Raw genomic sequence first — 20,227 nt, 5'->3', positions numbered from 1 at the left:
AACAAGGTCAACCTGTGGGAGGGGGCAAGCCGCTCCCACATTGGCTTAAGCGCTGAACCCACCATCGATAGTCAGGCTGGCACCGGTGATATACCCCGCTTCCGGCCCGGCCAGATACGCCACGAAACTGGCAATCTCTTCCACATGCCCGTAACGCCCCACCGCCATCAACCCGATCAGGCTCTCGGCAAAATCGCTGTTGGCCGGGTTCATGTCCGTGTCCACCGGTCCAGGCTGCACGTTATTGATCGTGATGCCTCGCGGTCCAAGATCCCGCGCCAAACCCTTGGTCAAACCGACCAGCGCCGCCTTGCTCATTGCGTACGGGCCACCACCGCCAAACGGCATGCGTTCGGCATTGGTGCTGCCGATGTTGATCACCCGGCCACCTTCACCCATATGCCTGGCGGCTTCCTGGGTGGCGATAAACACGCTGCGCACGTTGATCGCCAGGGTCTGGTCGAAGTCTTCCAGCTTGAAGTCTTCCAGCGGTGCAATGGCCAGCACGCCGGCGTTATTCACCAGGATGTCCAGGCGGCCAAAGGCTTCCACGGTGGCGTTGACCGCGTTGCGGATCGCAGTGGCATCGGCGCTGTCGGCGTGGATCGCCAGGGCTTTGCCGCCTTCGCTGATCACGCTGTGCTGGAGGGCTTCAGCCTTGGCGGCCGAGCTGACGTAGGTAAAGGCAACGGCTGCACCCTGTGCTGCCAGGCGCTTGACGATGGCGGCGCCGATGCCGCGGGAACCGCCTTGGATCAAGGCGACTTTGCCGCTGAGGTTGTGTGTGGTCATGTCGATCTCCTGGTCATTCAAGGCGCAATGCCCTGTTGTTGGAGCCGAGTATCGACCTCGCTCGCCGCTGCCGGTAGACCGTGATTGCTATAGTCTGTGTAAACCAAAAGTTTAGAGTGTGGCGTTATGGAAAGCTTTGGCAGTATCGAATGCTTTGTGCGCAGTGCCGAAGGTGGCAGCTTTGCCGAGGCGGCCCGGCACCTGAGCCTGACCCCGGCGGCGGTCGGCAAAAGCGTCGCCAAGCTCGAAGCGCGCCTCGGCGTGCGGCTGTTCCAGCGCAGCACCCGGCGCCTGGCCCTGACCGAAGCCGGCAAGCTGTTCCTGGCCGAAGTCAGCGGCAGCCTCACCACCATCCAGAATGCCGTGGCTAACCTGGCCAGCGCCGAAGGGCGACCGGTGGGCACGCTCAAGGTCAGCATGGGCACCGTGTTTGGCAATCGCTACGTGGTGCCGTTGCTGGGGGCGTTCATGGCGCGCTTTCCGGATATCAGCCCGGACTGGCATTTCGATAACCGCCAGGTGGACCTGATCGGCCAGGGCTTCGATGCCGCCATCGGTGGCGGTTTTGAGCTGCCCCAAGGGGTGGTGGCGCGCAAGCTGGCGCCGGCGCATCGGGTGTTGGTGGCCTCGCCGGGTTACCTGGCGCAACGCCCGCCGGTGCGCGAGCCCGAAGACTTGTCGCGCTGCAAGGGCATTCTGATCCGCTCACCGCAAACCGGGCGTATCCGTTCCTGGCAGTTGACCAGTGTCGCGCGCGAACACCGCCCGCTGGTGCTCAAGCCCGGCATGACCATGAGCGACTCCGAAGCCGCCTGCTGTGCCAGCGCCCAGGGCCTGGGGATTGCGCTGGTGAGCATGCCCATGGCCGTGCCGTTCCTCGACAGTGGTGCGGTGGTGCGCGTGTTGCCCGGTTGGTGTGTCGACGACGGCAATATTTCCATCTACTACGCGGAGCACAAACTGCTGCCCGGCAAGACCCGGGCATTTGTGGATTTCATCATCGAGCAGTTTGCCGAGAAGAAGCTGGGCCAGAGGTTCAGCGCAATCTGAAAGCAGGTACAGATCAGCGGCCGAACCGAGTCGGCCAGCCAATCACCTGCTTCGGCCGTGGCGTCGCGTAAGTGCGGATCTTCGACGTCGACAACCCCAGCCGCACCAGGGATTCGGCAATGGTCACCGCCGCCGTCACCCCATCCACCACCGGCACGCCGGTGCGCTGGCGAATCTGCTCATCCAGCCCGGCCATGCCGCCGCAACCCAGGCAGATCACCTCGGCCTTGTCCTCGCGGATGGCCAGTTCCGCCTGGCGCACGATGGCTTCCATGGCGGCGAGCGGGTCTTCTTCCAGTTCCAGCACCGCCATGCCGCTGGCGCGCACCGAGGCGCAGCGCTGGTACAGGCCGGCGAGTTTCAGGCGGTCTTCGATCAGCGGCACGGTGCGGTCCAGGGTGGTGACCACGGAGTAGGCGTGGCCCAGGAACATTGCGATGCTGGCCGCCGCTTCGGTGATGTCCACCACCGGCACATTCAGCAACTCCTGCAAGCCTTCCCGGCCGTGCTCGCCGTAGCCGGCCTGGATCACCGCATCGAACGGTTGGTCGTAGGCCATCACCCGGTCCATCACGGCGATGGCGGCCAGGTAGCTTTCAAAGTTGCCCTCCACCGATTCCGCGCCGAAGTAGGGCGTGAGCCCGACAATCTCGGTGCCCGGCGAGGCCACGGACCGCGCCTGTTGAGCGATGGTTTCAGTGATGGATTCGGTGGTGTTGACGTTGACCACGAGGATACGCATGGAAGGTCCTTACTCAGTGACTGACGTTATCGACGGCAATGCTTTCGCCGCTGACATCGGCGTAGAACGGCTGGCGCTTGGCGATCAGCAGGTACAGCAACCCTGCAATACCGGCGCCAAACAACCAGGAAAACGGTGAGACGCTGGAAAATCCGGGCAACAGCGCCAGCAGGATGGCGATCACGGCTGCAGGAATAAACGCCGCCACGGCACGCATATTCACCCCACGGCTGTAGTAATAAACGCCATTCGGGTTTTCGCTATACAGCTGCGGCACGTCTACCTGGCTTTTACGAATCAGCCAGTAATCGACCATGATCACCCCGTACAGCGGCCCCAGCAGCGCGCCCAGGCCGGAGAGGAAATACACGATCACCAACGGGCTGTTGTAGAGGTTCCATGGCAGGATCAGTACGGCCACGGTGGCGCTGATCAAGCCGGCGCGGCGGAAGTTCAGGTACTTGGGCGCCAGGTTGCTCAGCACAAAGGCCGGCGCGACGAAGTTGGCCATGATGTTCACCGCCACGGTCACGATCAGGAACGCCAGGCAGCCCAGCACGAGAAAGAAGGTATTGGGGATGGCGGCGATGATTTCAGTCGGGCTTTCGATCACCCGGCCATTGAGTTGGAATTGACCGCCGCACAGCAGCACGGTGATGGCGGCAAACACCAGGATATTCACCGGCAGGCCCCAGAAGTTGCCGACGAGGATGGTCTTGCGGCACGGCGAAGAGCGCGCGAAGTCGCAGAAGTTGAGGATCAGCGTGCCATAGATCGCCAGCCACAACGCACCACCGGCAAAGATATTGCGCCACATCTCGCCGCCGCTCAGCGGTTCGCGGATCGACCAGGCAATGTTGCCGCCGGCCTGGAAGTACATCCAGCCGGCCAGCGCCGCCACCGTCAGCAAAATCACCGGTCCGGCGAAGCCTTCATAGCGGCGCACCATCTCCATGCCATAGGCCAGGATCACCAGTTGCACGAACCAGATCGCCACGAAACAGGCCCAACCCAGGGTCGATAATCCCAGGATCGAGTTGTGGTCATAGTCGGCAAAGCCCGGATGAATCGCCGTCAGCAGTACGCGGAAAACCACCGACGCCAGGTACGTCTGGATACCGAACCAGGCAATCGCGATTACGGCGCGGATCAACGCCGGGATCTGCGCGCCGTGAATGCCGAAGCTGATGCGGCTGATCACCGGAAACGGCACGCCGGTCTTCTGGCCCATATACCCCGACAGGTTCATGAAGAAGTACACCAGCGCCGCACCGATGCCCAGGGACAACAGGATCTGCCAGCCGCCCAGGCCCAGCGCATAGAGGCCGATGGCGAACGAATAGTTGGCGATGTTGTGCACGTCATTGGTCCATAGCGCGAAGATGCTGTAGCGCCCCCAACGGCGGCCTTCGACCTTGGTGGGCGCCAGGTCCTTGTTGTGCAGGCGCGGGCTGAGCACCAGGGGGCCGGGGCTCGCGGCGTCCGGGTTCAGGGCGGAGGAGGGTAGATCCAGTGCGATGTTATTCGAGAGGCTTGTACGCATTCCGGCAGGCTCCAGCACATCTGCCGGGGCGCTGCAGATGGCAAAGTGTATGTATGTTTTGTATTTATTGTATACAAAGCGTATTTCACCTTAAGCCACATGCGTGCCAGTTTTGGATCTATGAAAGTCCTGGGTAATTTCGTTTTTTTCGGTTGGTTAAATAACTGGCTGAATTTGAAGAGATATAAATTGACCGATTGAACAGCTATTTATTTTTGCGTTGTCAGCCTGTGATTCACCAGGCCAACCGAGGGGAGAGGAGAGGTGTTACGTTATGGTGCGAATGAAGAAAAATTGCACACATAAATGGCACCGATGGTTACATCTATGTGTACATCTCTAACATTCAACACAAGACAAATGTGGGAGGGGGCTTGCCCCCGATGCGGTGTGTCAGCAACTATTGAACTGGCTGACCCACCGCTATCGGGGGCAAGCCCCCTCCCACATTTTTTACAGCATCAACTTCAAGCCTTGCTGATGATATTCCCGGCATGCAGCCCGCATTCCTTCTGCGTGGCTTCTTCCCACCACCAGCGACCTTCGCGCTCGTGCTGGTTCGGCAGCACAGGCCGGGTGCACGGCTCACAGCCGATGCTGATAAAGCCGCGCTCATGCAGGCTGTTGTACGGCAGCTCCAGCATGCGGATGTAACCCCAGATCTCCTCGCTGGTCATCTGCGCCAGTGGGTTGAACTTGTACAGGGTGCGTTCCGGGGTGGAGAAGGCCGTGTCGATTTCCAGCGCCGCCACCTGGCTGCGGGTGCCGGGGCTCTGGTCGCGGCGTTGGCCGGTGGCCCAGGCGCTGACGCCGGAAAGCTTGCGGCGCAGCGGTTCGATCTTGCGCACGCCGCAGCATTCGCCATGGCCGTCCTTGTAGAAGCTGAACAGGCCTTTCTCCTTGACGAAGGGTTCCAGCTTGCTCTGGTCCGGCGAGATCAGTTCGATATCGATCTTGTAGAACTCGCGCACCTGCTCGATAAACCGGTAGGTCTCCGGGTGCAGGCGGCCGGTGTCGAGGCTGAACACCTTGACGTTCTTGTTCAGCTTCCAGGCCATGTCCACCAGCACCACATCCTCGGCGCCGCTGAAGGAAATCCACAGGTCGTCACCGAACTGGCTGAACGCCAGCTTGAGAATGTCCTGGGCAGACTTGTTGGCATAAGTCGTGGCGAGTTCAACGACGTCGAAGGTTTGGTTCATCAGGACGGTTCCTACAGGTCAATGGCGCTGAGCGCTCTATAGGGGAGCGATGGTATCAAAATCCGCCCTGCGTTGCGGTGGCGGGCTTGAATCGCTAGAGTTCGGCAGTCCTTTTGCTCGCTCAACTAACAACATCCAATGGGAGTGTCTTGTGGAAATTGCCTGTCTCGATCTGGAAGGGGTGCTGGTGCCGGAAATCTGGATCGCCTTTGCCGAAAAAACCGGTATTGAATCCCTGCGGGCCACCACCCGGGACATTCCCGACTACGACGTGCTGATGAAGCAGCGCCTGCGCATCCTCGACGAACACGGGCTCAAGCTCGCCGACATCCAGGAAGTGATCGCCACCCTCAAACCGCTGGACGGCGCCATCGAGTTCGTCAACTGGCTGCGCGAGCGCTTCCAGGTGGTGATCCTGTCCGACACCTTCTACGAGTTTTCCCAGCCGCTGATGCGTCAGTTGGGCTTCCCGACCTTGTTGTGCCACCGTCTCATCACCGACGAAAACGACCGCGTGGTCAGCTACCAACTGCGCCAGAAAGACCCCAAGCGCCAGTCGGTATTGGCGTTCAAGACCCTTTACTACCGTGTGATCGCCGCGGGCGATTCCTACAACGACACCACCATGTTGGGCGAGGCCGACCGCGGGATTCTGTTCCATGCGCCGGACAATGTGATCCGCGAGTTCCCGCAATTTCCGGCGGTGCATACGTTTGAGGATTTGAAGAAAGAGTTCATCAGGGCGTCGAATCGGCAGTTGAGCCTGTAATTTCTTTCGGTCCGGCTGATGGCCCTATCGGGAGCACCACTACCCATGTTTCTGTCAGCTCCCTGCAAGCAACCGCTCATAAGGAATACTCAAGCCTTCATGCAGCCGCTTGATCATCGACAGGCTCAGCTTGCGCTTGTGGTTCAACACCTCTGACACCCGTCCGCTGGTGCCAATAAATGGCTCCAGGTCGCGGGCAGTCATGCCCAGTTGCTCCATGCGAAATTTAATGGCTTCCACCGGATCAGAGGGTGGCATTGGGTAATGTTCGGCTTCGTACTTCTCAATGAGTACTGCAAGAATTTCCAGCTCATCGCCTTCAGTCGAGCCGATGTCCGCTCCCCAGAGCTGCTGTACCCGCGCGAGTGCAGCAGTGAGGTCTTCCTGGGAGTGTATGGGTTTGATGTTCATTACACGGTCTCCGCGTTGATCTGGTCGTACTGCGCATGAGTCCCTACGAACCGTATGAACCCAAGCTGTCGCTGGTAATCGATCGCCATGATCACTCGATATTTGTCGCCGCCCACGTTGAATACAACCCTGCCACCTTTGAGAATGCTCGCGGTCCTGAGCGCTGCCTTGAGTGCTTGTGGCGTCGGGTAAATGGCCTTTTCCATATGGCGATACAGTTCAATAAGCGGTGCCTTTGCATCGATATAGGCGGGTTGGCTTTCCCAGAATATTCGTAAGGTCGATAGGGCGATTATCCGCATCGCTGCAACCTCCCAATTTGGGAGATGATAGGCGCGGTTGAGAGGGGGCGCAATCTCGGAAATATTTCCTGACGGGTAGGCAGTCGCTTCATGTGATCCTTCACAGACGGCGGGTGGACGGTTGAAGCCGGACGCTATCTTCCGACGTTCAACTACGTCTACTGCGGTTCTGATTCAGGTTTTTTCTACTGCCCGGCGCTGCGTCTGAGAGCCAGGAAGGCACTGTGCGCTACAGGCTTTCCAGCGTTTGTAACAACACCCGCACCTTCGTCAGCGATTCCTGGTACTCCGCCTCCCACTGCGAATCCGCGACAATCCCGCCGCCGCCCCAGCAGCACACCTGGCCATCCTTGACCAGCAAACTGCGGATGGCGATGGAGCTGTCCATCTCGCCGCGCACATCCAGGTACACCAGCGAACCGCAGTACAACCCACGGCGTGTGGGCTCCAGTTCGTCGATGATCTGCATCGCGCGGATCTTCGGCGCGCCGGTGATCGAGCCACCAGGGAAGCTGCCGGCGATCAGGTCGAGGGCGTCTTTATCGTCGGCCAACTGGCCGGTCACGCTGCTGACCAGGTGGTGCACATTGGGGTAGCTTTCCAGGCTGAACAATTCCGGCACATTGACCGAGCCGGTGCGGCACGTGCGGCCGAGGTCGTTGCGCAGCAGGTCGACGATCATCAGGTTCTCGGCGCGGTCCTTGGGGCTGGCCAGCAGTTCGGCGGCATTCGCCGCGTCTTCTTCCGGCGTAAGGCCGCGGGGGCGGGTGCCTTTGATCGGGCGGGTCTCGACGTGGCGCTCGCTGATGCGCACGAAACGCTCCGGCGACAGGCTCAGCACCGCGCCGTCGTCCGGCAGGCGCTGGAACCCGGAAAACGGCGTCGGGCAGGCTTCGCGCAACGCGCAGTAGGCGGCCCAGGGATCACCCAGGCACGACGCGCGGAAACGCTGGGCGAAGTTGACCTGGTAGCAGTCGCCCGCCTGGATGTAATCCTGGATCCGCACGATGGCCAGGCGGTAGGCCTCGGCGCTGAGGTCGGGGGCCATCGCGCCCTGGAGTTTGAACGTCGCAGAGGTGTCGACCGCCCCATGGCTGAACAACGCGATCAGCCGTTGCCGTTCGCTATCTGCCAGCGAGGGATGAAACACCAACTGGCTGCTCCGGGCCTGGTGGTCACTGATCAGCGCCCAGGCGTACAGCCCGAAGCGCGCGTCCGGCAGGTGCAGGTCATCCACCGCCAGGTGCGGCATGGGCTCCAGGTGCCGACCGAAGTCGTAGCTCAGGTAGCCGATCAAGCCACCGGCGAACGGCAACTGCAAACCGGCGGGGATTGCGGCTTCACCCAATCGCGTCAGGTTTTCTCGCAGGCGTTGCAGGAAAGCAGCGCCGCTTTCGTCAGGCGCTACCGTCAACGTCGCTTCAGGCCAGGCGCTGAGCAGATCGTAACGCCCACGCTCGGCCGCCGGGCGGCCGCTGTCGAGCAGTACCGCGCCGGGAGCGTGGCGAATCGCCGCAAAATACTCGGCGGGGTTGGCCCGGTAGGGCAATGGGTGTACGGAGCAGGTCGACATGCGGGGTTGGATCAGCCAATGGCGCGGGGGGAGAGGGATTGTAGTCCCCCGTAGGATTTGCTCCTAGGGGGGATGTCGGGGATAGACAGTTCGAAGACCGGATCAGCCTTCCACGGGCGGAATATGCCCGAACATCTCCTGCACGAACTTCACCCGCTCTTCCGGGGTTTCCGTCACGCCGGCGGCTTTCAGTTCTTCCAGTCGCGCCTCCACCGCATGGGTGCGCAAGGTCAGGCCGCAGTCGTTGGCGATCTGGATATTCAGCCCCGGCCGCGCATTCAGCTCCAGGATCAGCGGGCCCTTTTCCTGGTCGAGCACCATGTCCACGCCGATATACCCCAGCCCGCACAGCTCGTAGCAGCCGGCCGCGAGCTTCATGAACCCGTCCCAGTTGGGCAGTTGCACACCATCCACCGCGTTGGTGGTGTCGGGGTGCTTGGTGATGATGTTGTTCAGCCAGGTACCGCGCAGGGTCAGGCCGGTGGCGAGGTCGACGCCCACGCCGATCGCGCCCTGGTGCAGGTTGGCCTTGCCGCCCGACTGGCGGGTCGGCAAGCGCAGCATCGCCATCACCGGGTAGCCCATCAGCACGATGATGCGGATATCCGGTACGCCTTCGTAGCTGATGCTCTTGAAGATCTGGTCAGGCACCACGCGGTACTCGATCAGCGCACGGTCGCGGTGGCCACCGAGGGAGTACAGGCCGGTGAGGATGCTGGAAATCTGGTGCTCGATCTCTTCATGGCTGATGATCTTGCCCGACACTGTGCGGTAGCGTCCCTCGAAACGGTCCGCCACCACCAGGATGCCGTCGCCGCCGGCGCCCTGGGCCGGCTTGATCACGAAGTCGCTGCGCCCGCCAATGATCTCGTCGAGCTTGTCGATTTCCTTCTCGGTGGAGATCACCCCGTACATTTCCGGCACATGGATGCCGGCGGCGATCGCCCGCTCCTTGGTGATGATCTTGTCATCCACGATCGGGTACAGGCTGCGCTTGTTGTACTTGAGCACGTAGTCGGCATTGCGCCGGTTGATGCCCATGATCCCCCGCGCTTCCAGGGCCTTCCAGGTCTTCCAGAAGCCGAACATTACGAATCAGCCTTGAGGAAGGCCTTGAATCGCACCAGCTCGGTCAGGCGGTAGCCACGATAGCGCCCCATCGCCAGCATGAAGCCCACCAGGATCAGCAGGATCGCCGGGAAGGTGAAGACGAAGTAGATCAGCTCCGGCACGCTCATGATGATGTGCGCCAGGGACGCGGCGAACAGCGTACCAATTGCGACTTTCATGGCATGGCTGGCGCCGCGCTCTTCCCAGGTGATCGACAGGCGTTCGATGGTCATGGTCAGGATCACCATCGGGAACAGCGCCACCGACAGCCCGCGCTCCAGCCCCAGCTTGTGGCTGAACAGGCTGATGGCGGCGATCAATACCACCACGAAGGTCAGCACCACCGACAACCTCGGCAGCATCTGCAGCTTCAGGTGTTCCAGGTACGACCTGAGGGACAGGCCGAGTGCCGTGATAATCGTGAACAGCACAATCCCGAAGCCCAGCTGCGTCTCGCGGAACGCCAGGGCAATCAGCACCGGGGTAAAGGTGCCGAGGGTCTGCAGGCCGATCAGGTTGCGCAGGATCAGGATCACCAGCACCCCAATCGGGATCATCACCATGATCATGAAGGTCTGCTGGGTTTGCAGCGGCAGGCCGTACAGCGAGTATTCGAGGAAGTTGGCGTCGGTGTTCTCGTCGGTCAGCTTGGCCAGGCGAATCGCGTTCATTTCGCTGTTATTGAGGCTGAAGGTGACCATGGCTTTCTTGCCGCCATCGACGGTGATCAGGTTTTCATCGCCGGTCCACCACAGCAGGCGGTCGGCGGGCAGGCCCGGTTCGCCGGTTTCCGGGTTGAAGTACAGCCAGTCGTTGCCATTGAAGCTGCGCAGCCACAGCTCCGGGGTTTGCGGCTGGTCGGCCACCAGGCGGATGGTGTGGACCTTTTCCACCGGCACGTGGGCGATGGACAGCAGCAGCTCGACGATCTTGGCCTTGTGCGGCGTCGACGGGTCGCCGGCCAGCAACAGCTTCACGTTGTCGTCGTTGAGATTGTTAGTGCGCTTGATGGCTTCGGTGATAAAGGTCTCGACGTCGGCCGAATGCTGGCGGATCGGCGCCAGCAGGGCTTCGGCGGCGATTTTCTCCGGGCCTTCCACGGCAATGCTGTCGCGGAAGGTCGGGCCCTTGATCTTGGTTTTTTCGCCGCTGTAGCGCTTGGTCAGCACCAGGCGGTAATACAGGGTCTGGTTGCCCTTGGCGCGGCGTGCCGACCAGGTGACCTTGCGGTTGCCGTCGATGCGGTTGACGCTCACCCCGTAGTTATTCGAGATAAAGCTCTCATTGAGGCTGACGAAGTCGCGGCTCAAGGGCGGCACGAACATCTGGATCTTCACCGGGTCCTTGGGGTTGGCGACGAACTCGACCTTGGCGTCGATGTTCCACAGGTCGTCGGTGGCGTCCTCGGTGACGGGAATGCCCAGCACGAAGATCTGGTAGGCGGTGACCGAAATACCCAACACCACCAGGATGGCGATCAGGATTCTCAGGTGCAGGGTTAGAGCGCGCATTCGGTTTACTCGGCGGTATGAGCGTCGGCGGCGCAGGCAGGTTTGCCTGCTGCGTATTTAAGACTGGGGTCGACCAGCGCATCAAAGCGCTTGAGCGCTTCGGAGCCGATCAGCAGCGGGTATTGGAAAGCGCTGCGGTCAGTCAAGTTCACTTCGATGCTGCGTAAAGCGGTGCCCATGCAGATATCCAGGGCAATCACAGGACGGGCGGTGTAGTTCTTGTCCTCATCGGGGTCGTAGTCGCCGGCGCGCCGCTTGATCTTGCTGACGCGGGCCAGGGGGCGTTCGATGGGATGGGAATGGGCGGTGTCGATGGCCAGGTAGAAGCGCACCCAGGATTCGCCGTTGCGCTTGAAACGCTTGATATCACGGGCGCTGAGGGAGGCGGTCTTGGCGCCGGTGTCGAGCTTGGCGGCTACTTCCAGGTCGATGCCGGCCAATTGCGCGTATTCATTGAGGCCATACACGGTCTTCTCGGCGGCAGCGCCAAGGCTCGGCATGGACAATAGGCAAAACAACAGGGGGAAGGGCTTGAGTCTCATAGATCCTGAGGCGGTGCAGTGCGATGTTCAATTCAAGGCGACTGGCATTGCTGCGCAAGCTCCCTTCGTGCGCCGTTTCATCAAGTGATGTCAGGCAAATGCGGCGGGCATTCTAACATGATGCTTTTTTGGCGCCAGCGCTGGCAGCCGGCCATGTCCTAAGGGGGGACAGCTGGGATTATTAGACGATTGTCGACAATATCGATTTATTCTTTGACTGGTCGCGGTTTATTGGCTAGTTTTTGCCACATTGCTTTCTAAGGTGTCGACAATATGCTCGGTCAATCAGAAGCTCCGATAATGGCGTCGGACGAATCCCAAACGATGTCCGAGAACGTCTTCCGACGCATCCAGGCCGCCATCGTCAAGGGTGAGATCGCTCCCGGCAGCAAGATTTCCGAGCCGGAACTGGCCCGCACCTACGGCATCAGCCGTGGCCCGCTGCGCGAGGCGATCCACCGCCTGGAAGGCCAGCGCCTGCTGGTGCGCGTGCCCCATGTGGGCGCCCGGGTCGTGTCCTTGAGCCACGCCGAGCTGGTTGAACTGTATGAAATCCGCGAATCCCTGGAAGGCATGGCCTGTCGCCTGGCCGCCGAGCGCATGACCGACGCGGAAATCGAAGAGCTGCGCCAGGTGTTGCACACCCATGAGCGCGACGCCGCCTTCCAGGCGGGTGTCGGCTATTACCAGCAGGAAGGCGACTTCGATTTTCATTACCGGATCATTCAAGGTGCGGGCAACCGCACGCTCACCCAGATGCTCTGCGGCGAGCTGTACCAACTGGTGCGCATGTACCGCATCCAGTTCTCCGCCACCCCCAATCGTCCACGCCAGGCCTTTGCCGAGCATCACCGCATTCTTGATGCGATTGCCGATCGCGACGGTGAACTGGCCGAGTTGTTGATGCGCCGGCATATCGGTGCTTCCAAACGCAATATTGCCCGTCATTTTCCAGGCGGCGCCCCTGATAGAGGTGAGTCATGAGTTCGAACAATAAAAGCACACCCGGCCAGCGTTTCCGTGACGCGGTCGCCAGCGAGCACCCCTTGCAGGTGGTCGGTGCGATCAACGCCAACCATGCGCTGCTGGCCAAGCGCGCCGGCTTCAAGGCGATCTACCTGTCGGGCGGCGGCGTGGCGGCCGGTTCCCTCGGCGTGCCGGACCTGGGCATCACCGGCCTGGATGACGTACTCACCGACGTGCGCCGTATCACCGACGTCTGCGACCTGCCGCTGCTGGTGGACGTGGACACCGGCTTCGGCTCCTCGGCGTTCAACGTCGCGCGCACGGTCAAATCGATGATCAAGTTCGGCGCGGCCGCGATTCATATCGAGGACCAGGTCGGCGCCAAGCGCTGCGGCCATCGTCCTAACAAAGAGATCGTGTCCCAGCAGGAAATGGTCGACCGCATCAAGGCCGCCGTGGACGCGCGCACCGATGACAGCTTCGTGATCATGGCGCGCACCGACGCGCTGGCCGTGGAAGGCCTGGAGTCCGCCCTGGAGCGTGCCGCCGCCTGCATCGAGGCCGGCGCCGACATGGTGTTCCCGGAAGCCATTACTGAACTGGAAATGTACAAACTGTTCGCCGCCCGTGTGAAGGCGCCGATCCTGGCCAACATCACCGAGTTCGGCGCGACGCCGCTGTACACCACCGAACAGTTGAAATCTGCCGATGTTTCCATCGTGCTGTACCCGCTGTCGGCCTTCCGTGCCATGAACAAGGCCGCCGAGAACGTCTACACCGCGATCCGTCGCGACGGCACGCAACAGAACGTGATCGACACCATGCAAACCCGCATGGAGCTTTACGATCGCATCGACTACCACACCTTCGAGCAGAAGCTTGACGCGCTGTTCGCCGCGAAAAAGTGACGAACACGCCTCCCTGAATAACGACAAAATTGGAGAAAAACCATGGCTGAAGCAAAAGTACTGAGTGGTGCCGGCCTGCGTGGCCAGGTCGCCGGGCAGACCGCACTGTCCACCGTGGGCCAGGCCGGTGCCGGCTTGACCTACCGTGGCTACGATGTGCGCGAACTGGCGGCCGATGCGCAGTTTGAAGAGGTCGCTTATCTGCTGCTGTACGGCGAACTGCCGACCCAGGCCGAACTGGCCGCCTACAGCGCCAGGCTGAGCACGCTGCGTGACCTGCCGCAAGCGCTGAAAGAGGTGCTCGAGCGCATCCCTGCCGACGCCCACCCGATGGACGTGATGCGCACCGGTTGCTCGTTCCTCGGCAATATCGAGCCGGAAAAAGACTTCAGCGTGCAACGCGACGTGACCGACCGCCTGCTCGCCGCGTTCCCGGCGATCATGTGCTACTGGTACCGCTTCAGCCACGACGGCAAGCGCATCGACTGTGTGACCGACGAGCCGAGCATCGGCGGCCACTTCCTGCACCTGCTGCACGGCAAGAAGCCGAGCGAACTGCATGAAAAAGTCATGAACGTGTCGTTGATCCTCTACGCCGAGCACGAGTTCAACGCCTCGACGTTCACCGCGCGGGTGTGTGCCTCGACCCTGTCCGACCTGTACTCCTGCGTCACCGCCGCCATCGGCTCCCTGCGCGGCCCGCTGCACGGCGGTGCCAACGAAGCGGCGATGGAAATGATCGAGCGTTTCGGTTCGGCAGAGGAAGCCGTCGAAGGCACCCTCGGCATGCTGGCCCGCAAGGACAAGATCATGGGCTTCGGCCACGCGATCTACAAAGACAACGACCCGCGTAATGAAGTGATCAAGGGTTGGTCGAAAAAGCTCGCCGACGAAGTGGGCGACACCGTGCTGTTCCCGGTCTCCGAAGCCATCGACAAGACCATGTGGGAACAGAAAAAACTGTTCCCCAACGCCGATTTCTACCATGCCTCGGCGTACCACTTCATGGGCATCCCGACCAAGCTGTTCACGCCGATCTTCGTCTGCTCGCGACTTACCGGCTGGGCCGCGCATGTGTTCGAACAGCGCGCCAACAACCGCATCATCCGTCCAAGCGCCGAGTACACCGGCGTCGAACAGCGCAAGTTCGTGCCAATCGAACGTCGCTGAAGACCGACGATCCCTGGACTGGAATGAGGTCAAAGTGTGGGAGGGGGTTTGCCCCCGATAGCGGTGTGTCATTCAAACCTATAGCAACTGATACACCGCCATCGGGGGCAAGTCGAAACGTCGCACCGCCCCTCCCACATTTGGATCGCATTTCAATTCCGGATCGGCCCAGGTCTTCCTTTTGCAATCACCGTGACCGAGTCCTGACGATGAACACTGAATTTCGCAAACCGCTCCCCGGCAGCCGCCTGGATTACTTCGACGCCCGCGCGGCTGTCGATGCAATCAGCCCCGGCGCCTATGCCACGTTGCCCTACACCTCTCGTGTGCTCGCCGAGAACCTGGTGCGCCGCTGCGACCCGGCCACCCTCAACGCATCCTTGAGCCAGTTGATCGAACGCAAGCGCGACCTCGACTTCCCCTGGTTCCCGGCCCGCGTGGTGTGCCACGACATTCTCGGCCAGACCGCCCTGGTCGACCTCGCCGGCCTGCGTGATGCCATCGCCCTGCAAGGCGGCGACCCGGCCCAGGTCAATCCGGTGGTCCCCACCCAATTGATCGTCGACCACTCCCTGGCCGTCGAAGCCGGTGGTTTCGACCCGGACGCGTTCGAGAAAAACCGCGCCATCGAAGACCGTCGCAACGAAGACCGCTTCCACTTTATCGAGTGGACCAAAAAGGCCTTCAAGAATGTCGACGTGATCCCGCCGGGCAACGGCATCATGCACCAGATCAACCTGGAGAAAATGTCCCCGGTGATCCAGGTGCGTGACGGTGTGGCCTTCCCGGATACCTGCGTCGGCACCGACAGCCACACCCCTCACGTCGATGCGTTGGGCGTGATCGCCATTGGCGTCGGTGGCCTGGAAGCCGAAAGCGTCATGCTTGGCCGCGCGTCGTGGATGCGCCTGCCGGAAAGCGTCGGTGTCGAATTGACCGGCCAGCTGCTGCCGGGCATCACCGCCACCGATATGGTGCTGGCCCTGACCGAGTTTCTGCGCCAACAGAAAGTGGTCGGCGCCTGGCTCGAATTCTTCGGTGAAGGCGCGTCCAAACTGACCCTCGGCGACCGCGCGACCATCTCCAACATGGCCCCGGAATACGGCGCCACGGCGGCCATGTTTTATATCGACCAGCAGACCATCGCCTACCTGAAACTCACCGGCCGCGAAGACGAGCAAGTCGCCCTGGTCGAGCAGTACGCCCGTCATACCGGCCTGTGGGCGGATGACCTCAAAGGTGCGCAATACGAGCGTGGCCTCACCTTCGACCTGTCCAGCGTGGTGCGCAACATGGCTGGCCCGAGCAACCCGCACGCTCGCGTCGCCACCCGCGACTTGGCCGCCAAGGGCATCTCCGGCCAGTGGGATGAAGTGCCGGGGCAAATGCCCGACGGCGCGGTGATCATCGCCGCCATCACCAGTTGCACCAACACCAGTAACCCGCGCAACGTGATCGCCGCCGGGCTGCTGGCGCGCAACGCCAACAGGCTTGGGCTGACGCGCAAGCCGTGGGTCAAGTCGTCCCTGGCGCCGGGTTCGAAAACCGTGGCCATGTACCTGGAAGACGCCGGCCTGGGCCATGAGCTGGAAAAGCTCGGCTTTGGCGTGGTGGCGTTTGCCTGCACCACCTGTAACGGTATGTCCGGTGCACTCGACCCGGCGATCCAGCAAGAGATCATCGACCGCGACCTGTACGCCACCGCCGTGCTCTCGGGCAACCGCAACTTCGACGGGCGTATCCACCCGTACGCCAAGCAGGCGTTCCTGGCTTCGCCGCCGCTGGTGGTGGCCTATGCGATTGCCGGCACCATCCGTTTCGACATCGAGAAGGACGTGCTCGGCCTGGACGCCGACGGCAAGGAAATCCGCCTGCAGGACATCTGGCCGAGCGACGAAGAGATCGACGCGGTGGTCAAGGCCTCGGTCAAGCCGGAGCAGTTCCGCGCGGTGTATATCCCGATGTTCGCGATCCACGAAGACACCGGCCCGAAAGTCGCGCCGCTGTACGACTGGCGCCCGCAGAGCACCTATATCCGCCGCCCACCGTACTGGGAAGGTGCGCTGGCCGGTGCGCGGCCGCTCAAGGGCATGCGCCCGCTGGCGGTGTTGCCGGACAACATCACCACCGATCACCTGTCGCCGTCCAACGCCATCATGCTCGACAGCGCCGCCGGCGAATACCTGGCGAAAATGGGCCTGCCGGAAGTCGACTTCAACTCCTACGCCACCCACCGTGGCGACCACCTGACCGCCCAGCGCGCGACGTTCGCCAACCCGAAACTGTTCAACGAAATGGTGCGGGAGAACGGCAAGGTCAAGCAGGGCTCCCTGGCGCGGATCGAGCCGGAAGGCCAGGTCACGCGGATGTGGGAGGCCATCGAAACCTACATGGAGCGCAAGCAGCCGCTGATCATCATTGCCGGCGCCGACTACGGCCAGGGCTCGTCCCGCGACTGGGCGGCCAAGGGCGTGCGCCTGGCGGGAGTGGAAGCGATTGCCGCCGAAGGTTTCGAGCGCATCCACCGCACTAACCTGGTGGGCATGGGCGTGTTGCCCCTGGAGTTCCTGCCGGGCACCGACCGTCACACCTTGCAGATTGATGGCAGCGAAACCTACGACGTGATCGGCCAACGTACCCCGCGTGCGCAGCTGACGCTGGTGATCAATCGCAAGGATGGCGAACGTGTCGAGGTGCCGGTGACGTGCCGCCTGGACACCGCTGAAGAAGTGTCGATCTACGAGGCGGGCGGCGTGTTGCAACGTTTTGCCCAGGATTTCCTGGAATCGGCGACCACCGCCTGAAGAGGACGACCATGGCACACGCAGCGCAAATCAAGATCCCCGCCACCTATATGCGTGGCGGCACCAGCAAGGGCGTATTTTTCCGCCTCCAGGACCTGCCCGAGTCGGCACAGGTGCCGGGAGCGGCGCGGGATGCCTTGCTGCTACGGGTGATCGGCAGCCCCGATCCCTACGACAAGCAAATCGACGGCATGGGTGGGGCCACATCGAGCACCAGCAAAACCGTGATCCTCGCCAAAAGCACCCGCGCCGATCATGACGTGGACTATCTGTTTGGCCAGGTCTCCATCGACAAGCCCTTTGTCGATTGGAGTGGCAACTGCGGCAACCTGTCGGCGGCGGTGGGTTCGTTCGCCATCAGCGCCGGGCTGGTCGACGTGGCCCGCGTGCCCCATAACGGCGTGGCCGTGGTGCGGGTGTGGCAGGCCAATATCGGCAAGACCATCATCGCCCACGTGCCGATCACCAATGGGGCGGTGCAGGAAACCGGCGACTTCGAGCTGGACGGCGTGACCTTCCCGGCGGCCGAAGTGCAGCTGGAATTCATGGACCCGGCGGCGGAAGAAGAGGGCGGCGGCGGCTCGATGTTCCCCACCGGCAACCTGGTCGACGACCTGGAAGTGCCGGGTGTCGGCACCTTCAAGGCCACGCTGATCAACGCCGGCATCCCGACGATTTTCATCAACGCCGAAGACCTCGGCTACACCGGCACCGAACTGCAAGGCGCGATCAACAGTGACCCCAAGGCCCTGGCGATGTTCGAGACCGTACGGGCCTATGGCGCGTTGCGCATGGGGCTGATCAAACACCTCGACGAAGCGGCCCAGCGCCAGCACACGCCGAAGGTGGCGTTCGTGGCCAAGCCTGCCGACTACGTAGCGTCCAGCGGCAAGGCGATCAAGGCCAGCGATGTGGATTTGCTGGTGCGCGCCCTGTCCATGGGCAAGCTGCACCACGCGATGATGGGCACGGCGGCGGTGGCGATCGGCACGGCGGCGGCGATTTCCGGCACCTTGGTCAACCTCGCTGCAGGCGGCGTGGAGCGTAATGCCGTGCGCTTCGGGCATCCGTCCGGCACGTTGCGGGTGGGGGCTGAAGCCACCCAGGTGGACGGTGAGTGGGTGGTGAAGAAAGCCATCATGAGCCGCAGTGCGCGGGTATTGATGGAAGGTTTCGTCCGCGTACCCGGCGACTCTTTCTAAAGTCCAACACCAATCCCCTGTGGGAGGGGCAAGCCCCTCCCACAGTCATAAACAGGCATTCAGACCTGCGAAACGATCAACCCTGACCCTGAGGATGCAACAACCCTAACTCACTTTGGAGATCTGCCATGAGCACCAACGTCGACCAGAACAATCGCCCCGACTACGACCCGGTTTTGCAGGACATTGCCGACTATGTCCTCAACTACCGGATCGAGTCCCAGGCCGCCTTGGACACCGCCCGTAACTGCCTGATGGACACCCTCGGTTGCGGCCTGCTGGCCCTGCGTTTTCCCGAGTGCACCAAGCACCTGGGGCCGATGGTTGAAGGCACGGTGGTGCCGTTTGGCGCGCGGGTGCCGGGCACCTCGTTTCGCCTGGACCCGGTCAAGGCGGCCTGGGACATTGGCTGCATCGTGCGCTGGCTCGACTACAACGACACCTGGCTCGCCGCCGAATGGGGGCATCCCTCGGATAACCTCGGCGGCATCCTTGCCGTGGCGGATCACCTGTCGCAACAGCGCGTGGCCAATGGCGACGCGCCGCTGACCGTGCGCGCGGTGCTGGATGCGATGATCATGGCCCACGAAATCCAGGGTGTGATTGCCCTGGAAAACTCGTTCAACCGCGTCGGCCTCGACCATGTGCTATTGGTGAAAGTCGCCTCCACGGCGGTTACCGCCAAGCTGATGGGCGCCAACCGCGAGCAATTGCTGTCGGCGCTGTCTCACGCCTTCGTCGATGGCCAGGCCTTGCGCACTTATCGCCATGCGCCGAATGCCGGCTCGCGCAAATCCTGGGCGGCGGGGGATGCGTCGAGTCGCGGCGTGCGCCTGGCGGACATCGCCCTGCGCGGCGAAATGGGCATCCCCGGTGTGCTGAGCGCGCCGCAATGGGGCTTCTACGACGTGCTGTTCAGCCACACCAACAAAGACCTGGCGCTCAAGCCTGAGGACACGCGTGCGTTCAGCTTGTCCCAGCCGTATGGCACCTACGTGATGGAAAACGTGTTGTTCAAGATCAGCTTCCCCGCCGAGTTCCACGCGCAGACCGCCTGTGAAGCCGCGGTGACCTTGCATCCGTTGGTCAAGGATCGCCTGCACGACATCGAGCGTATCGTGATCACCACCCATGAGTCGGCGATTCGCATCATCTCCAAGGCCGGGCCACTGGCCAACGCCGCCGACCGCGACCATTGCCTGCAATACATGACCGCCGTGCCCCTGGCATTCGGCAACCTGGTGGCCGAGCACTACGAGGATGCATTCCACGCCGCTCACCCGATCATTGATCAGTTGCGCGACAAGATGGTCATCGTCGAAGACCCGCGCTACAGCCGTGAATACCTGGAAGCCGACAAGCGTTCCATCGCCAATGCGGTGCAGGTGTTCTTCAAGGATGGCTCCAGCACCGAGCAAGTGGCGGTGGAATACCCGATCGGCCATCGCCGTCGTCGAGTGGAGGGCATTGCGTTGCTGGAAGACAAGTTCAAGGCCAACCTGGCCACGCGCTTTACCGCCCAGCGCAGTGCCGAGATCTTTGCGTTGTGCACGGACCAGACGAAGCTCGAGGCCACGCCGGTCAATCGTTTCGTGGACCTGTTCGTCATCTAGCAGGCGACGCAAAACTA

18 protein-coding genes are annotated in these 20,227 nt (G+C 62.0%); 8 read left to right on the top strand and 10 right to left on the bottom strand.

The annotated features are described in order from the left end of the window. Positions 1–45: 45 nt before the first annotated feature. Positions 46–792 (bottom strand): 3-oxoacyl-ACP reductase family protein, encoded by a 747-nt coding sequence (locus BM416_RS07100; RefSeq protein ID WP_027603657.1) that lies wholly within the window; start codon positions 790–792, stop codon positions 46–48. A 126-nt stretch (positions 793–918) separates the two neighbouring features. Between BM416_RS07100 and BM416_RS07095 the strand changes: the two genes are divergently transcribed. Next, complete coding sequence (locus tag BM416_RS07095) at positions 919–1,842, top strand: LysR family transcriptional regulator (RefSeq protein ID WP_092486833.1); 924 nt, start codon at positions 919–921, stop codon at positions 1,840–1,842. A gap of 13 nt (positions 1,843–1,855) precedes the next feature. On the opposite strand, the gene BM416_RS07090 is transcribed toward BM416_RS07095, so the two are convergent. From BM416_RS07090 to BM416_RS07080, 3 genes are all read right to left on the bottom strand, one after another. Next, the gene (locus BM416_RS07090; protein ID WP_092486830.1) at positions 1,856–2,584 is read right to left on the bottom strand and encodes an aspartate/glutamate racemase family protein; all 729 of its coding nucleotides are present in this window, start codon (positions 2,582–2,584) and stop codon (positions 1,856–1,858) included. A gap of 13 nt (positions 2,585–2,597) precedes the next feature. Further along, a complete protein-coding gene (locus BM416_RS07085; RefSeq protein WP_092486827.1) occupies positions 2,598–4,127 on the bottom strand; it encodes an NCS1 family nucleobase:cation symporter-1 in 1,530 nt (509 codons plus the stop codon). 467 nt (positions 4,128–4,594) lie between these two features. Continuing rightward, entirely contained in the window at positions 4,595–5,329 is a 735-nt protein-coding gene (locus BM416_RS07080; RefSeq protein ID WP_092486824.1) for a phosphoadenylyl-sulfate reductase, read from the bottom strand. A 151-nt stretch (positions 5,330–5,480) separates the two neighbouring features. Here BM416_RS07080 and thrH point away from each other — a divergent pair, with 151 nt between their 5' ends. Further along, the gene (gene thrH / locus BM416_RS07075) at positions 5,481–6,098 is read left to right on the top strand and encodes a bifunctional phosphoserine phosphatase/homoserine phosphotransferase ThrH (protein WP_065940695.1); all 618 of its coding nucleotides are present in this window, start codon (positions 5,481–5,483) and stop codon (positions 6,096–6,098) included. Positions 6,099–6,152: 54 nt separating this feature from the next. Here the strand turns inward: thrH and BM416_RS07070 are convergent, their stop codons facing one another. The 6 genes from BM416_RS07070 to BM416_RS07045 form a co-directional block, all read right to left on the bottom strand. Next, positions 6,153–6,509: a helix-turn-helix domain-containing protein gene (locus BM416_RS07070; RefSeq protein ID WP_092486821.1), complete on the bottom strand. Its 357-nt coding sequence runs from the start codon at positions 6,507–6,509 to the stop codon at positions 6,153–6,155. Beyond that, positions 6,509–6,811, bottom strand: coding sequence for a type II toxin-antitoxin system HigB family toxin (locus tag BM416_RS07065; protein ID WP_092486818.1), 303 nt, complete (start codon positions 6,809–6,811; stop codon positions 6,509–6,511). The genes BM416_RS07070 and BM416_RS07065 overlap by 1 nt, the downstream gene beginning before the upstream one ends. Positions 6,812–7,040: 229 nt before the next feature. Next, a complete protein-coding gene (gene pabB, locus BM416_RS07060) occupies positions 7,041–8,384 on the bottom strand; it encodes an aminodeoxychorismate synthase component I (protein ID WP_092486816.1) in 1,344 nt (447 codons plus the stop codon). A 102-nt stretch (positions 8,385–8,486) separates the two neighbouring features. After that, complete coding sequence (locus BM416_RS07055) at positions 8,487–9,473, bottom strand: alpha-L-glutamate ligase-like protein (protein ID WP_027603666.1); 987 nt, start codon at positions 9,471–9,473, stop codon at positions 8,487–8,489. Then, the gene (locus BM416_RS07050; protein WP_065924790.1) at positions 9,473–11,005 is read right to left on the bottom strand and encodes an osmotic stress tolerance membrane protein RloB; all 1,533 of its coding nucleotides are present in this window, start codon (positions 11,003–11,005) and stop codon (positions 9,473–9,475) included. Before BM416_RS07050 ends, BM416_RS07055 begins: the two co-directional genes overlap by 1 nt. Before the next feature lie 5 nt (positions 11,006–11,010). Then, complete coding sequence (locus BM416_RS07045; protein WP_065924789.1) at positions 11,011–11,547, bottom strand: retropepsin-like aspartic peptidase RloA; 537 nt, start codon at positions 11,545–11,547, stop codon at positions 11,011–11,013. Between the two features lie 273 nt (positions 11,548–11,820). Here BM416_RS07045 and BM416_RS07040 point away from each other — a divergent pair, with 273 nt between their 5' ends. From BM416_RS07040 to prpD, 6 genes are all read left to right on the top strand, one after another. Then, entirely contained in the window at positions 11,821–12,531 is a 711-nt protein-coding gene (locus BM416_RS07040) for a GntR family transcriptional regulator (protein WP_027603669.1), read from the top strand. After that, positions 12,528–13,421 (top strand): methylisocitrate lyase, encoded by an 894-nt coding sequence (gene prpB, locus BM416_RS07035; RefSeq protein WP_027603670.1) that lies wholly within the window; start codon positions 12,528–12,530, stop codon positions 13,419–13,421. The genes BM416_RS07040 and prpB overlap by 4 nt, the downstream gene beginning before the upstream one ends. A 42-nt stretch (positions 13,422–13,463) precedes the next feature. Further along, the gene (gene prpC, locus BM416_RS07030) at positions 13,464–14,591 is read left to right on the top strand and encodes a bifunctional 2-methylcitrate synthase/citrate synthase (protein ID WP_065940688.1); all 1,128 of its coding nucleotides are present in this window, start codon (positions 13,464–13,466) and stop codon (positions 14,589–14,591) included. Positions 14,592–14,800: 209 nt separating this feature from the next. Further along, a complete protein-coding gene (gene acnD, locus BM416_RS07025; RefSeq protein ID WP_092486813.1) occupies positions 14,801–17,395 on the top strand; it encodes a Fe/S-dependent 2-methylisocitrate dehydratase AcnD in 2,595 nt (864 codons plus the stop codon). Positions 17,396–17,406: 11 nt separating this feature from the next. Further along, positions 17,407–18,597: a 2-methylaconitate cis-trans isomerase PrpF gene (gene prpF, locus BM416_RS07020; protein WP_092486810.1), complete on the top strand. Its 1,191-nt coding sequence runs from the start codon at positions 17,407–17,409 to the stop codon at positions 18,595–18,597. Positions 18,598–18,725: 128 nt separating this feature from the next. Then, positions 18,726–20,210, top strand: coding sequence for a 2-methylcitrate dehydratase (gene prpD / locus BM416_RS07015; protein ID WP_092486807.1), 1,485 nt, complete (start codon positions 18,726–18,728; stop codon positions 20,208–20,210). Positions 20,211–20,227 lie beyond the last annotated feature (17 nt).

Source organism: Pseudomonas sp. NFACC42-2, assembly GCF_900116055.1.
Taxonomy (GTDB): Bacteria; Pseudomonadota; Gammaproteobacteria; order Pseudomonadales; family Pseudomonadaceae; genus Aquipseudomonas; species Aquipseudomonas marginalis.
The sequence above is the reverse complement of the archived record's forward strand: the minus strand, read 5'-3'. Positions and strand labels throughout refer to the sequence as shown.

What these genes read in the sequence shown, in the direction of transcription:
- BM416_RS07100 (WP_027603657.1), bottom strand. Translation starts at nt 792, where the DNA reads ATGACCACACACAACCTCAGCGGCAAAGTCGCCTTGATCCAAGGCGGT.
- BM416_RS07095 (WP_092486833.1), top strand. Translation starts at nt 919, where the DNA reads ATGGAAAGCTTTGGCAGTATCGAATGCTTTGTGCGCAGTGCCGAAGGT.
- BM416_RS07090 (WP_092486830.1), bottom strand. Translation starts at nt 2,584, where the DNA reads ATGCGTATCCTCGTGGTCAACGTCAACACCACCGAATCCATCACTGAA.
- BM416_RS07085 (WP_092486827.1), bottom strand. Translation starts at nt 4,127, where the DNA reads ATGCGTACAAGCCTCTCGAATAACATCGCACTGGATCTACCCTCCTCC.
- BM416_RS07080 (WP_092486824.1), bottom strand. Translation starts at nt 5,329, where the DNA reads ATGAACCAAACCTTCGACGTCGTTGAACTCGCCACGACTTATGCCAAC.
- BM416_RS07070 (WP_092486821.1), bottom strand. Translation starts at nt 6,509, where the DNA reads ATGAACATCAAACCCATACACTCCCAGGAAGACCTCACTGCTGCACTC.
- BM416_RS07065 (WP_092486818.1), bottom strand. Translation starts at nt 6,811, where the DNA reads ATGCGGATAATCGCCCTATCGACCTTACGAATATTCTGGGAAAGCCAA.
- pabB (WP_092486816.1), bottom strand. Translation starts at nt 8,384, where the DNA reads ATGTCGACCTGCTCCGTACACCCATTGCCCTACCGGGCCAACCCCGCC.
- BM416_RS07055 (WP_027603666.1), bottom strand. Translation starts at nt 9,473, where the DNA reads ATGTTCGGCTTCTGGAAGACCTGGAAGGCCCTGGAAGCGCGGGGGATC.
- BM416_RS07050 (WP_065924790.1), bottom strand. Translation starts at nt 11,005, where the DNA reads ATGCGCGCTCTAACCCTGCACCTGAGAATCCTGATCGCCATCCTGGTG.
- BM416_RS07045 (WP_065924789.1), bottom strand. Translation starts at nt 11,547, where the DNA reads ATGAGACTCAAGCCCTTCCCCCTGTTGTTTTGCCTATTGTCCATGCCG.
- BM416_RS07040 (WP_027603669.1), top strand. Translation starts at nt 11,821, where the DNA reads ATGCTCGGTCAATCAGAAGCTCCGATAATGGCGTCGGACGAATCCCAA.
- prpB (WP_027603670.1), top strand. Translation starts at nt 12,528, where the DNA reads ATGAGTTCGAACAATAAAAGCACACCCGGCCAGCGTTTCCGTGACGCG.
- prpC (WP_065940688.1), top strand. Translation starts at nt 13,464, where the DNA reads ATGGCTGAAGCAAAAGTACTGAGTGGTGCCGGCCTGCGTGGCCAGGTC.
- acnD (WP_092486813.1), top strand. Translation starts at nt 14,801, where the DNA reads ATGAACACTGAATTTCGCAAACCGCTCCCCGGCAGCCGCCTGGATTAC.
- prpF (WP_092486810.1), top strand. Translation starts at nt 17,407, where the DNA reads ATGGCACACGCAGCGCAAATCAAGATCCCCGCCACCTATATGCGTGGC.
- prpD (WP_092486807.1), top strand. Translation starts at nt 18,726, where the DNA reads ATGAGCACCAACGTCGACCAGAACAATCGCCCCGACTACGACCCGGTT.